Source organism: Enterococcus sp. LJL51 (genome assembly GCF_054871795.1).
In genome coordinates this window covers 54,694-67,847 of the sequence record NZ_JBTXLW010000020.1, presented here as the reverse complement: position 1 = coordinate 67,847, position 13,154 = coordinate 54,694, and the positions used below count along the sequence as shown (strand labels likewise).

The window sequence follows — 13,154 nt, the reverse complement described above, 5'->3', positions numbered from 1 at the left end:
TGCTGTCAATGGAGCCCTCATCTTTTTCCAATCGAAGCTGCCGTTGGCCATTGCCAATACCCTGGATATGATAGGAACTGTCACTAATGCGACCGAGGCATGGACAGGAAAAGAGCTGATTACTGGAAGAAAGCTATCCACAGGAGAGCGAATACTCAAAGTCTCGTTTGCGGTCTTGGAAGGATTTATGTTAGGCTATAACGGAGCTAAGACGGTTAAGGGAAAAGTAACTAAGGTTCCGGAAATAGATGGGGATGCAGGAAGTACGTATCATGGACAGACGGTTAGAGGGAAAAACTATCATGTGAGAATTGGCAGTAATGCTGAAAATCATTTGAAGAATGCTGAAAAAATTACCGGAAAAACAGTAAGTGGCGGACATAATTTGAAAAAATTTGAAACAGCACTATTAAGTTTAGACTCTACTATTGGTTTAGATGATTGTATTTTGAGAAAAACACCTCATCCGACTATTTCTGGAGTTTATGAAATTGAATATCAATTACCAATGCAAGTTTCTGGAGGAGCATTAGCGCAACCGATTAAATATAAGAAAGTACAATACCCTAAAACAGTATATGACCCGAATATGATAAATGATGCTCAAATGATAGCATGGGGGAAGGAAGCCATGCAGAATGGTATATTTAATCAAAATACTGGAGAAATAATAGGTCATGCTTCTAATGGTTTAAAATTTAAAGGTTATATAAAAGAAGGTGCAGTTACTAACTTTTATCCTATACTAAAATAAAGGAGAAATATATGTGTAGAGTTATTAATGATAAATCAGAAATAGAAAAGTATGTATATTCATTTTTCTTTTGTATTTCTGATATACAATTACAAAGAATATTATCTAGGTTTGCAAGAAAAGAAGGTTTCGGTGAAGAATTTATGGGATTTCTATTTAGTGACGAGATTGATGAATCATTCCACGCCTATGGAAAATTAAAAAATAATCAAATTCTATTTTCAATTGATCAACCAGCAGCAAATGAAGATTGTGAGGCATACTTAAGTTTTGAAGAATTTTATAAGTATATTGAAACAGCTATTAACAGGGTAATACAAGATGGCTATGAAAAATATGATGAATTGGAAATCAGAAAATTATTAGCAAAAGTCAAGCAAGCTTTAAATGTGCTACAGTAGGAGAATTTAGTAATGAATACTATTTAAAGTAATCTACAGTTCATTAAAACTAGTTAGTTTAATAAGTAAAAAAATTAGGGACAGTATTAGTATTTTTATTAGCACTGTCTTTTAGTATAAAACATTCGAGTGAAGGAAGTAGTTGAGTGGTCTACAGCCAAGAATAAACTGACCCAGACACTCCATTGCCTGATTTGGCAGTACAAAGACGACCACATGCAACTATAGGTGGAAAGTATGGAGCAAATCACGGAGATTCCAACCATTATCCAGATGTACACCAACACGTATTTACTTCTCAATGGGATGGAAGTATATTTTTATGCAATTTAATATGTCGAGGCTTCTCGATATATTTTGAAACCTTTTATAAGGCGCTGAAAGAATAGACTTGTGGAAGCTATTCCTTCAGCGCCTTTTGTCCAATAGTAGCGTTAGTTACCTTAATTTTGCCCCGTCATAATCACCGGACCTTCCTTAGTAATTGCAATAGAATGTTCATATTGAGCACAATACCCGCCGTCAATCGTACGGGCAGTCCAACCATTGGGGTCCATCACCATTCGCCAAGTACCAGTTGTAATCATTGGTTCAATGGTCAGTGTCATTCCTTCCTTTAAACGCAGTCCCTTTCCTGCAATTCCATAGTGAGGAAAGAAAGGCTCCTCATGGATTGTCGGGCCAATCCCATGTGCGATAAAATCTCTGACAACACCATATCCTTTCGACTCTGCATAACTCTGAATTGCATGACCAATATCACCTACCCGGTTGCCAATTTGTGCTTGTTCAATCCCTAAGCGTAAGGCTTCCAGAGTAACCGCCATTAATTCCTGATGCTTTTCGGATATCTCTCCAACAGCATACGTCCAACAGCTGTCTGAAATAGCCCCATGAAGATCCACACAAAAGTCTACTTTAACAACATCTCCAGATTTCAACCGATAGTCCGATGGAAACCCATGGCATATTTCTTCATTCACACTAGTACAAGTAGCATATTCATAGCCCTCAAATCCAATTTGAGCAGCTGTCGCACCGGCTTCCTCTATCTTCTTATGAACAAACGCATTGATTTGATTCGTTGTAATTCCTGGTACAATCAACTCTCTCAATTGTTCATGAATACCAGCTAAAATCGCTCCAGACTCCTTCATCTGCTCAATTTCTCTAGTTGATTTTAATGTAATCATTTAAAACGCTCCTCTACTAATAATATGTACACGCTTAGGTTGCAGCAGAAGTCTTCTGTCTCGAAAACCAAATAGGTATCGTTCAACATCAGCTCGTACCTCACTATGTATCTTGGCAATAATGAGTAATCGAGACCTATTACTATCGCAGACCCTGCTTTTTCAGCGAAAGACTAGCTGGATTATCTCACTTTAGCTACAATCATTCAACCATTTTTATTTTACACTGCTTCCCAATGCAAGGGCTGCTACATGAATAAACGAAATACATCTATTATTTATGGGTCTTCACGTAGACCTCAGAAAAATGAGATTTTTTACACCTGCCGGCAATTCAGGTTTGGGAAATGGCATGCATCTTTTTTACAAACTACATATTATTGAGGAGCTTTGACATAAGCTTGTAGGAACCTAATGCTTTGTCTCGAGAATTGCTAGGCTCATAGAGATAGCAAGCTCACTACACTTCGTCCCGCTAGCATCAACTTCTAAGTGCTAAGAGTTGAAGTTCTCGGAAATAAGCCGAATAATCTCAAAAATATGCGGCGCTCCAGGTCGATATCAATCCACAACTACTCAGTTCCCTCGTAGTGTTTCTTGACAAGTTTCGGCTTATCCTTCTTATTACTGTAAAATACAGTGAAAAACGAGCTGACATGAAACTTATCTACTTGCTTCTCGAAGGTAAACACTTTCAACCTCGCCTTTTGTAGAAACAAAAATAAGCGAGTGGAACAATAGTCAGAAGGAAATCTGATTATTATTCCATTCACTTTTTCACTCTTACAACTGTACAACATACAGCTTCTTTTTACTCATTCAGCTGTCACTGACCACTGAGTCTTTTCTACTTATACCATACATAGACAACCTGAGTTTCTACAGTTCAACAAATAAAAGAAATGGCTAGGCTTAGATACGTCTGTTTCACAATATACTCCTGATTTTCCGATTACCTCAAATTAGAAAAAGCACCAAACTTAGTCATCAGCTCATCGAAGCCTGGTACAGTTTCTTCTCTGTTCCAGTCTCTTTGCAGCTCGCAGGCTAATTGAGCTATCGTTGTTAACTGGGCACCGGCTTGTTCTACACGGCGTAAGGCAGTCTCGTGAGCCAGTAAAGAGGTTCCTCCAACCGCATCTACGATGGGATAGACTTCATAGCCTTCCTTCAGTGCATCCAACGTTGGAAAGGTTAGGCAAGCTTCTGTCCATAAAGCAGCAATCAGGATTTTTTTACGTCCGAATGCCTTTACAGCAGCATTATACTCCTGATCCTCCCAAGCGTTGATTGAGCTTCGATCATAAGACTGAACGCCATCACCAACAGCTCTCTTCAATACTGGAATTGTATCAGAATTCCAGCCTTTCTCCACATTCACCGTTGACAGCACAATAGGAATACCGTAAAGCTTAGCTAGTTCAATCACAATTTCAGTATTGCGAATCAGTTCTGAACGATTCATTGAATTAATCGAATTGATTTGTGTCGGTTGATAGTCAATAATTGTTAACACCGTATTTTCCGGTGAAAGCAAATGATCTTCTGTTCTTTTTTCATAGCTTGACATATACTCCACTCCTCTACTTTCGTTATCCTTATTGTACTGCGGATAAAGAAAAAGCACGAATCATCTGCTGTAGAGCAAAAATAAGCTGCTTTTTTTTCTAAGGACAAGTTATAATTATTAACAGCACATGCAGAAGTGAGGAAATGAAAATGAAAAAAACACAAAATCTATACCCGTTTATAATTTCAAACAGGACATTACAAGTAACTGCTTTACTTATTAGCTTACTGTTATTTTCCAGCTGCAGCAGCAGTAAAGATGTTCCTTCGTTATCAACCAATAGTAGAAGCCAACAAGAGATGATGTCTTCATCTACTGCAAAGTCATCTGCACGAGAAAGCAAGACGCAAAGCTCAAAAAGCGGCACCATAGAAAAAACGAGCGAGACACAGAACAATGCGTCACATTCACAAGAGACAACCGAAACAAGTACTTCAACAAAAGAATCACTGTCTCCCGAATCAGTTGCTCTAGAAAATTATTATGACTTGGATATGCCCATAAAAGTTTTATTGGCAATGAGTACAGCCAGCTACACCGATGGGGGTGGAAATATTATCCTAGCCGAAGACTTCGAAACCTATATAGATATTCACCAATACTCTTATCGTCTTAACGGCTCCATTTTAGAGGTTGCACAGCAAGAACAAGGAGGTATTCACTTTTATCGGTTTGAGACAGCTGGTGACACTATTGAACCTCTTTTTCATACAGTAATGATTACGATGGGACCTGAGAGAGGGGCTCCTGGAGAGTGGGATTCTATGAACCCCAACCCGACTAAAAAGACAGTATTGTATAAAAACTATCTAGAAAATCAGGATTTGTATAATCATTTGATAGAAAAAGCTTCTCCTGATGAAAATATTTGGTAGATTCTTTGGCGTTTCAAAATGCCTATCTTAATTTTTTGTTGTATTTTTTTCAAGCCACAGATTAGCACAACTAATGTTTTCTATCGCTCTGCTTATTTGGATGAAAGAGTGAAACAAAAAGAGCGTCTGTTTCGCTCCTTTTACTATCCTCCTAGCAAGCGTACAAAAACACCTCAGCACTCTTTTGAGCTTTGAGGTGTTTTTGTGTGCGCTGCTATCTGAGCCTTTCAAGGATATCGTTGGAAAAAGCTTCTCCTGTATGTCTATTTATAATAAACTTCATCAAGAAAAAGCCCTTGTGACGGCACCGTCATTCCGGCATCACTTCTAATTTTCCGTTCAAATACCTCATCGATTGTTTCTAATTTCATCGTTCCTGTACCAATTTCCAACAGTGTCCCCATAATAATTCTCACCATTTTGTATAAGAAGCCATCTCCAACAAATGTAAAATGAAGCAAACCAGCTTCTTGTTGAATCGAAAGCTCATTAATCGTTCGAACGGTTGATTTTTTTGTTTTTTTAAGAGAAGAAAAACCAATAAAATCATGTGTCCCTATTAATTTCCGACAAGCCTCATTCATCAGCTCAAGGTCTAACGGCTCTGCATAGTGAAAGCTGTAATTCCGTTCAAATGCAGAAGGAATCACTTCATTCCAAACATAGTAGCTATATTTCTTCCCCGCTGCATTATATCTGGCATGAAACCGTTCTGGCACTTCTTCCAATTTCTTCACCACAACATCACGAGGCAGCTGGTTATTTAGCGTTGTCAGCATCTCTGCTAAATCCACTGTCGCATCTGTTTTAAAATTTGCAACTTGTCCTTTAGCGTGCGCTCCGGCATCTGTTCTACCCGAGCCGATAATTTCAATCTTCGTTCCAATAATCTGGGAAAGAATATGCTCAATTTTCCCTTGAATCGTTTTGTCTGAATCGCCAAGTCTTTGCCAACCAAGATATCTTCCGCCGTCATATTCAATAGTTAATTTAATATTTTTCATCGTGTTTCTCTTACCCCTCATTATTTATTTGACTGTTTCACAGACGCTGCTAACGTTTTTTACGATATGAAAAAAACACAGTCTGGCCATTTTATGTTTTAGACCAGGTTGTATGCCAATCACTCATCACCTTGAAACATCTTTTTAAAGGCTATTTCTTTTTTTATTTCTCTACAATCCAGACTTCACAATATAACGTATCTTGATAGGCGAAAATTGTCAACTAGAATTAGGCGTATCTGAAAGCTTTAGAGTTGAATCGTTATATAGACTAGTTCTTAAAGATAAGTGAAACTAGTTTTTCCAAGAAATAGTTATCAAAACAGCGCATACCATTCTGTTACTATAGTTTATATGCCGCCTAAGCTGTGTTTCCTTTCTTAATTTTCACAATAATCTCTGAAAAATTCAGAGACCACTCCACTTTTTAACGCCCTCTAGCTTAAAATAGGAACTACTTTGTCTATTAATCCTCCTTCACGTTTTAAGAAATGCAACAAAAATAAATGTAAGAGCTACTTAGCTTTGTAAACCAGAAGATTAATGATAAAATAAAAGAATCGTGTCTACGAAGGAATTTGTCTGACCGTTAAGGTTTGGTCCTTTAAAACTGGTGTTTATGGACTGGTTAGATATAGAAATCTGCAAAAGTTTTCTATATCCTGATTTCTTCAAAAAGGAAAAGGAGATAGCGAACAAAATGACCTACGCATTAGAAATAACAGATTTAAAAAAAGTATATGCCTCCGGCGTCGAAGCGTTGAGAGGAATTAACTTAACCGTAGAAGAAGGCGACTTTTATGCTCTCTTAGGTCCAAACGGTGCTGGAAAATCAACCACAATCGGTATCATTACTTCCCTTGTCAACAAAACTTCAGGGAAGGTGAAGGTTTTCGACTATGACCTGGATACAGAGCTAGTGCTCGCCAAGCAGCAGATTGGACTGGTCCCTCAAGAATTTAACTTCAATCCCTTTGAAACAGTCCAGCAGATTGTTGTAAATCAGGCTGGCTACTATGGGGTCTCTCGCAAAGAAGCTTTGAAGCGCAGCGAAAAGTACCTGAAGCAGTCTGATTTATGGGAAAAGCGCAACGTGCGTGCTCGAATGCTTTCTGGCGGAATGAAACGCCGGTTGATGATTGCCCGCGCCTTGATGCATGAACCTCGCCTGCTTATTCTGGATGAACCAACTGCTGGTGTAGATATTGAGTTGAGACGTGAAATGTGGGATTTCCTAAGGGAATTGAATAACAGCGGTACGACGATTATTCTAACGACTCATTATTTAGAAGAGGCAGAAATGCTCTGTCGAAATATTGGAATCATTCAGTCTGGGGAGCTGATTGAAAATACTAGCATGAAGACGCTTCTATCAAAGCTGCAGTTTGAAACCTTCATCTTTGATTTGGCTCCTTACGATAAGCAGCCTGAAATCACTGGTTACAAGAGCGCTTTTGAAGATGATCAGACCCTAGCTGTAGAGGTTGAGCGCAATCAGGGCTTGAATGATTTATTTGATCAGCTTACGAAGCAAGGTGTCCACATTCTATCCATGCGTAATAAGTCCAATCGTCTGGAAGAACTATTCCTAAAAATCACAGAAGAAAAATCAATACGTTAGTACAAATAAGGAGAACAAAAAATGTTTAATCTATATTTCACTGCTTTAAAAAGTCTGGCAGTAAAAGAAACGAATCGTTATCTGCGCATCTGGGTGCAAACACTGGTGCCGCCTGTCATCACCACATCCCTGTACTTTGTCATTTTTGGAAACCTGATTGGCGGACGAATCGGACAAATGGCAGGCTTTTCCTACATGGAATTTATTGTTCCCGGTCTCATCATGATGTCGGTAATCACCAGCTCTTATTCTAATGTCTCTTCTTCCTTTTTCTCTCAGAAATTCCAGAAAAATATTGAAGAAATCTTAGTTGCTCCAGTCCCTACACATATTATTATCTGGGGCTTTGTTATCGGCGGGATGGGACGAAGCATTTTAGTCGGCACACTTGTCACTATTATCTCATTGTTCTTTGTGCCGCTTCATGTATACTCATGGTTCATCGTCATCCTTACCTTGCTTATGACTGCTATTTTATTCTCATTAGCCGGCTTACTAAACGGGATTTTTGCTCAATCCTTTGATGATGTATCAATTGTCCCTACATTCGTTTTACAACCGTTAACTTACCTTGGCGGTGTATTCTATGCTATTTCTATGCTGCCGCCTTTCTGGCAGGCTGTTTCAAAAGTTAACCCTATCGTCTATATGATTTCAGGCTTTAGATACGGCTTTCTTGGTGTTCAGGATGTTCCAATTGTCATTTCGATGACGATTCTCATTCTGTTTATCACTGTACTTTATGCCGTCTGCTGGTACTTGATTAACAAAGGCCGAGGCTTAAGAAGCTAACGAAAAAATAGTCAAATAAAAAAAGCATGCCCTGAAGGTTGTTATGTTTTACAACTTTCAGGGCATACCTTTTTTTATTTGACTATAAGAACATACTTAGAACAGCTCTTTCCAACACTCAACCATTTAAATCAAAATCCAGCGTTTCACGTTCAGCACCATTTACAATCAGTGTAATGGTATGCTGCCCCGGATAATGCTTTCTGGTAGTTAAATCTGCAAAAGAGTGCGTCTTGCTGTATAGTTTTTGCTCTCCTTCTTTTAGCGAAAGCTCAGATATTTTAAAGATTTTCCGATTTCTTTTCCCATTGGCTTTTACATAATCAATCCCATATTCCAGCCGAATCTTTGTCGCCTCATTTGCAGAAAGAGCGACTGAAAAGCTGAGCTCTTCTCCCTTTGAAATAACGTCATTTGCTAAAGAAAAATCCTCAATAATTATCGCTGAAGCATCATGATAACCAAAAACTGCCAGTACTTCTTGATTGCCTCTTTTTAACAGTGTCCGACAGCCATGCTTCAAAATCCAGTTTGTCTGCTCATTTTCGCCATACCACTCCCTAGCGAGCTCCATGACAAGTTCTGGATGGGTTTTAGAAATATCATTCAAATTATTAGCAACACTTTTCCGAACATATAGGGAAGGATCAGTCTTTAGCTGTTCTAATATAGGCAGTACGGGAGATGGATCTATTTTATAAGCACTTAATGCCACACCCCAAGGCAGCTGAGGTCGACAGCCTTCACTTGCCAGTCTGCGAATATGTTCATTTTCACTTTGGGACCAGCTTCTCATCTGCTTCATCATTCGTTCGCTATCTTTTATGATAAACGGCCGTACAGCAAATTCGGAAGAAGAATACACCGTATATCTTTCCAGCGCCGCTACTGACAGCGCCCAATCAGTATCGCTTTGTCCATAAACCTCAACAAAATCAGGAAATAAGATGCCGAAAAAACCAGAGTAGTTTGCAACAACCTTATCGAGCACCGTCAATGCCTCTTCATAGTCGGAAGGCAGATAATTCCCTAAGCTTGTGCTGATTTTCCGCATCCTAGCCTTCAATTCCAAATCCGCCCATGCGTCATCTATGACTTCTGATAAAAAGGACTCGATTGGAAAGGTAGGATAAACAGTCTGGATATCCTCTGCAAGACCGTTAATTGATTGCTGATTGTACATATTTTTCAATAAATCTGCCATAACTGATTCTCCGTTTCTTCTAGCAACACTAGATATCCTGCTTTGGGACATCGTTTATGAGCTTTCTCCTATTTCCCAATAACTAGTCTTCTTGTATAAACCGCCTGTCCTGAATGCATCACTGCATCATCAACAGCTGAAACCAAACGAACCTGTCGTGTAACCGGCGGTGTCCAGCTTTTGTCAATGACTTCGCTAAGCTGTTCTTCTTCCACTGTTTCTAAATAGGTGTTCGTAAGATTTACGCTGGCTGTCAGATAATCCAGCAGCAGGTTTTTATCTGTTACAACTACTTTTGCCGCTTCTTCCGGTGTATGCCGCCAATCCTCTGTATCATCTGGCAAATCCAAGGCAAATTTATCGCTCCAGCCTGCTGCCAGCCATAGCGGTTGGGTCTGATTTAGGTCTGAAATCTGAAAATCCAGTTCTCGTGCCGTGTGCCATATTAGCCAAGTTACTGACTTAATCAGCGGTGCCGGCATCGTGTTTGCCTCTGCTGCACTCATCTGATTAAGAGTTTCTTCAAAACGTTCCTGTGCGCGCTTTAGTGTATCCACCGTTAATTGTGTTATTTTCATCATAATCCTCCTCCATTGTCTGAAATGAAATTGCTTGTCACGGATCATAAGTCCTTACAATAAACACTCTACTACAGGGTCTATACAACCGCAAATATCCAGAATTTTTTTGAACATACACAATCCTTCACCCAAGCTTATTCATCGAACAAATGATTCATTCAATAAAGCTGACAAGGTTTAGAGAGCTGCAACTTATGAGTTCAGGCTAAACCGCAGCCTTTTATTTAATCTGCGCTTAAATATTCATTGTAGATTGCCAAACCAAATTGGTTCATCGCCGGAAACTGTTCCCCTTCATTACCATCCTGCGATAGGATAACCAGTATATATGCCTTGCCATTCTTCTCAAAAATACAGGCATCGCTTTGTACACCATATTCGGAGTATTCACCGGTTTTGTTATAGACCGTTACCTCAGCACCGATTTGCGCCGGTAGTTTTGTCCGGTTTTGACCGCCTGCAAGTACCATAAGCATTTGCTGATCGTAGACAGGGGAAACCGCCTGCTTATGATAGATTGCCGTTAATAATCTTCCCACATCCCCAGCCGAAGTGTAATTATCTAAACCGCTAGCTAATGCTGCTGTATCTAAAAAGCGCCGTTCAAATCGAGTATTCAGATAGCCTTGCTGCTGAATGAATTGATTAACCGTCCCTGTACCACCTAATATGTCTAACAAGATATTACTGGCTGTATTATCGCTCACCGTAATCATATAATTAACTAGCTCTTCATACGTAAACAAGCTGCCTTCCGCCATTTGTTGAATCACTCCAGAGCCGCCAACCTTATCAGATGCTTTTAACGCATAGCTTGTATCTAGTTGAAGCAGCCCTGCCTGAACCTGATAATAAAACATATCCATCAGGAACAGCTTGATAATACTAGCTGCTCGAATCGGGCTGTCGCTATTTTCCAGATAGATATCCGCTACTTGATTGACATCTGCGACATAAATTCCTTTTTTGCCAGTTAAATGACTAACTGATTCATTGGCAATTTGACTGACCCTTGTATGGAATACTGCCTCCGGTTCCGCCTGATTACTGGAAGACTCCGTACTGCTTTCAATAGTTTCTGAAGAAGCTTCTATTGCTTTGGTTGTCGATACTTCCGTACTTTGCACGGACGACACTTGAGGCTCTCTGCTGCTTTCAGTTGTAGAAATCGTTGCGGTCTTGTCAGGCAGCTGAAGCCGCCAATACATCGCACCTGCCAATAGTATACCTAAACCCAACAGGCCCAATAGCAGACGCACCCCTTTTATTTTTTTCACTCGCTCAGCTCCCTTTTAGCTTTTCTATTTCTCTTTTTCTCTACTGCTAGTATACGAATTGGATTATGTATTTATCTATAAAAATGGTGAATAGATTTACTCGATACACACAAATTATCTTCCTCTCTACTTCTTACTACAGGCAGCAGTTACTTTTCGGAGGATTGCACAGTAAAATGCCCCTTCAATTCTCCTGCATTATTAGGAGATTCCCATTTGTACTGTCTCCTAAATTCACTAAAACAAGTGTTTTCCCAGCTCTCGTAGTCAGCATTTTCACATAACGAACATCCTCTGTTCCTGGAATTTCAATCTGTTCTTTGAGAACTTTCCCTTCCTCTTCACGAAGCCGAATCAAGCGTCGGTCGCCATCTTCCGGCGTAATCATAATAAAATTATCCGTCATCTTGACGACTTCTCGATTGTCCAAACTCAGATAAGCGACTCTCAGTCTCTCTTTCGTTCGATAATTATAGATATAGTATTGCCCTTGATACACAGACTCACTTTCTTCATCATCCGGGATTCCCGGTTCTCTTTCCAGCTTTTGTGGAATATATAGTAAGTATGAGTCTTTCCAAAGATATCCTTCAATCCGATCCCACTCTTCTTTATCTAATTCACTTATATCCATATATGAATTTCCCAGCTTTACTTCAAAAGAATTTTCGAAAATCTCATTTTCTTTTTCTTTCTCCAATTCAATTTGCGCCTGTTCTTCTTTACTAATAACTAGGTCCAAAGAAATATAGTCCATCTCATCTATGTACGCCTCCCCATAACGAATCCCTAAGATACCTTCTTTAATCTGAAATCCGATACTTCTAAAAAGCGGAGCCTCATGTAGAGTCGCAATCTCTCTGGTCTCAACATGCTTGGTTTTACTGTTAATAGTCATAAGTAAATAATTAAAAACACCATATCCTGTACTCGATTTTCTAATTTCCTTAGCAACAATCAAATACAAATAATCGCCAATACGTAAATCCGCTTGGATTTCATTTGAGGCCAAGGACAAATCAGTAATGTGTGTAAATTCTCTACTTGCTGTATTGTACTCGTAAATTTCATCGCGGTAGTTTTTAGTCAGCCGCAATATAAACGAATCGTCAGCCCATCCATAAGTCTTCCTGAAGGTCAGCCCTTCAAACTGGTAATTTGAAAATGTCTGATTACTGGTTTCCAATTCTTTATTTACGTCCTCTTCTCCTATAGTGAAGACTTCTGTATTTTTTATATTGATTGCTTTCACACGGTCTTCTGTACAACCGCTCAATAAAAGCAATACCAACAACCCGAGAATCGTTATTCTCCATTTCCTTTTGTGTTTCTCTCCCAACAGTCCTTCTCCTTTTTGTTCATTTTAAGAAAGTATAGCATGTAAGAAAGCCAGCTTCCAGATGATACTCAAGGAGGAATTTATCAAATCCTATATACAAATAACACTCAAAATGGGAAAAACGTCAAGCTAAATAGTAAGAAGCTAAGCTCTAAGAGGTATAGGAACATAGTAATGAATCTGGAACCTAACTAAATTCTCAAACTTTTAATATGTTTAAAACCGAATAAACAGTGAGACAGTCACACATACGGGCACTGAACTGCGACGAGTAACCGCAGGAGCACTCACAAAGCACTGAATTGCGACGAGTAACCGCAGGAGCAGCTGCTTCGGCAATACGTCAGAATTTAGCAAACATTTGTGGCGCACCAGGTAGGAAGCCGTCAACATCGAATGGTTTACCTTCATGTTGACTGTCATTTTCGTAATTTCCTGCTTATTGCTTTGAACCACTGTGATTACTTACTACGTAAGTAGAACAGATGCTGAAAAGTACCTACCTGGTGCTTTGAACCACTGTGATTACTTACTGCGTAAGTA

Annotated in this window: 12 protein-coding genes; 5 read left to right on the top strand and 7 right to left on the bottom strand. The window is 39.3% G+C overall.

Going from position 1 to position 13,154, the window contains the following annotated elements:
- Both ACYSNQ_RS15655 and ACYSNQ_RS15650 read left to right on the top strand, forming a co-directional pair.
- On the top strand, window positions 1-754 hold a 754-nt coding region (locus ACYSNQ_RS15655), incomplete at its 5' end, for an EndoU domain-containing protein (protein WP_426084520.1).
- An 11-nt stretch (window positions 755-765) separates the two neighbouring features.
- Window positions 766-1,155, top strand: a complete 390-nt coding sequence (locus tag ACYSNQ_RS15650; protein ID WP_426084519.1) for a hypothetical protein — start codon at window positions 766-768, stop codon at window positions 1,153-1,155.
- Between the two features lie 443 nt (window positions 1,156-1,598).
- Here the strand turns inward: ACYSNQ_RS15650 and map are convergent, their stop codons facing one another.
- Both map and ACYSNQ_RS15640 read right to left on the bottom strand, forming a co-directional pair.
- Window positions 1,599-2,348 (bottom strand): type I methionyl aminopeptidase, encoded by a 750-nt coding sequence (gene map, locus ACYSNQ_RS15645; RefSeq protein WP_426084518.1) that lies wholly within the window; start codon window positions 2,346-2,348, stop codon window positions 1,599-1,601.
- Window positions 2,349-3,300: 952 nt separating this feature from the next.
- Window positions 3,301-3,918 (bottom strand): isochorismatase family protein, encoded by a 618-nt coding sequence (locus ACYSNQ_RS15640; protein ID WP_426084517.1) that lies wholly within the window; start codon window positions 3,916-3,918, stop codon window positions 3,301-3,303.
- Between the two features lie 149 nt (window positions 3,919-4,067).
- On the opposite strand from ACYSNQ_RS15640, the gene ACYSNQ_RS15635 reads away from it, so the two are divergent.
- Entirely contained in the window at window positions 4,068-4,793 is a 726-nt protein-coding gene (locus ACYSNQ_RS15635; RefSeq protein ID WP_426084516.1) for a hypothetical protein, read from the top strand.
- 263 nt (window positions 4,794-5,056) lie between these two features.
- On the opposite strand, the gene truA is transcribed toward ACYSNQ_RS15635, so the two are convergent.
- Complete coding sequence (gene truA / locus ACYSNQ_RS15630) at window positions 5,057-5,797, bottom strand: tRNA pseudouridine(38-40) synthase TruA (protein ID WP_426084515.1); 741 nt, start codon at window positions 5,795-5,797, stop codon at window positions 5,057-5,059.
- Window positions 5,798-6,497: 700 nt separating this feature from the next.
- On the opposite strand from truA, the gene ACYSNQ_RS15625 reads away from it, so the two are divergent.
- Together ACYSNQ_RS15625 and ACYSNQ_RS15620 are read left to right on the top strand one after the other, a co-directional pair.
- The gene (locus tag ACYSNQ_RS15625; RefSeq protein ID WP_426084514.1) at window positions 6,498-7,418 is read left to right on the top strand and encodes an ABC transporter ATP-binding protein; all 921 of its coding nucleotides are present in this window, start codon (window positions 6,498-6,500) and stop codon (window positions 7,416-7,418) included.
- Window positions 7,419-7,439: 21 nt separating this feature from the next.
- Window positions 7,440-8,210, top strand: a complete 771-nt coding sequence (locus ACYSNQ_RS15620) for an ABC transporter permease (RefSeq protein WP_426084513.1) — start codon at window positions 7,440-7,442, stop codon at window positions 8,208-8,210.
- A 118-nt stretch (window positions 8,211-8,328) separates the two neighbouring features.
- Here the strand turns inward: ACYSNQ_RS15620 and ACYSNQ_RS15615 are convergent, their stop codons facing one another.
- The 4 genes from ACYSNQ_RS15615 to ACYSNQ_RS15600 form a co-directional block, all read right to left on the bottom strand.
- Window positions 8,329-9,414 (bottom strand): DNA alkylation repair protein, encoded by a 1,086-nt coding sequence (locus tag ACYSNQ_RS15615; protein WP_426084512.1) that lies wholly within the window; start codon window positions 9,412-9,414, stop codon window positions 8,329-8,331.
- A 68-nt stretch (window positions 9,415-9,482) separates the two neighbouring features.
- On the bottom strand, window positions 9,483-9,992 hold the full coding sequence (locus tag ACYSNQ_RS15610; protein ID WP_426084524.1) for a DinB family protein: 510 nt from the start codon (window positions 9,990-9,992) through the stop codon (window positions 9,483-9,485).
- A 227-nt stretch (window positions 9,993-10,219) separates the two neighbouring features.
- Window positions 10,220-11,272 carry a serine hydrolase gene (locus tag ACYSNQ_RS15605; RefSeq protein WP_426084511.1) on the bottom strand — a complete coding sequence of 351 codons (1,053 nt, stop codon included), beginning with the start codon at window positions 11,270-11,272 and terminating at the stop codon, window positions 10,220-10,222.
- 184 nt (window positions 11,273-11,456) lie between these two features.
- Entirely contained in the window at window positions 11,457-12,611 is a 1,155-nt protein-coding gene (locus tag ACYSNQ_RS15600; protein WP_426084510.1) for a hypothetical protein, read from the bottom strand.
- Window positions 12,612-13,154 lie beyond the last annotated feature (543 nt).

What these genes read in the sequence shown, in the direction of transcription:
- ACYSNQ_RS15615 (WP_426084512.1), bottom strand. Translation starts at nt 9,414, where the DNA reads ATGGCAGATTTATTGAAAAATATGTACAATCAGCAATCAATTAACGGT.
- truA (WP_426084515.1), bottom strand. Translation starts at nt 5,797, where the DNA reads ATGAAAAATATTAAATTAACTATTGAATATGACGGCGGAAGATATCTT.
- ACYSNQ_RS15625 (WP_426084514.1), top strand. Translation starts at nt 6,498, where the DNA reads ATGACCTACGCATTAGAAATAACAGATTTAAAAAAAGTATATGCCTCC.
- map (WP_426084518.1), bottom strand. Translation starts at nt 2,348, where the DNA reads ATGATTACATTAAAATCAACTAGAGAAATTGAGCAGATGAAGGAGTCT.
- ACYSNQ_RS15650 (WP_426084519.1), top strand. Translation starts at nt 766, where the DNA reads ATGTGTAGAGTTATTAATGATAAATCAGAAATAGAAAAGTATGTATAT.
- ACYSNQ_RS15610 (WP_426084524.1), bottom strand. Translation starts at nt 9,992, where the DNA reads ATGAAAATAACACAATTAACGGTGGATACACTAAAGCGCGCACAGGAA.
- ACYSNQ_RS15620 (WP_426084513.1), top strand. Translation starts at nt 7,440, where the DNA reads ATGTTTAATCTATATTTCACTGCTTTAAAAAGTCTGGCAGTAAAAGAA.
- ACYSNQ_RS15640 (WP_426084517.1), bottom strand. Translation starts at nt 3,918, where the DNA reads ATGTCAAGCTATGAAAAAAGAACAGAAGATCATTTGCTTTCACCGGAA.
- ACYSNQ_RS15635 (WP_426084516.1), top strand. Translation starts at nt 4,068, where the DNA reads ATGAAAAAAACACAAAATCTATACCCGTTTATAATTTCAAACAGGACA.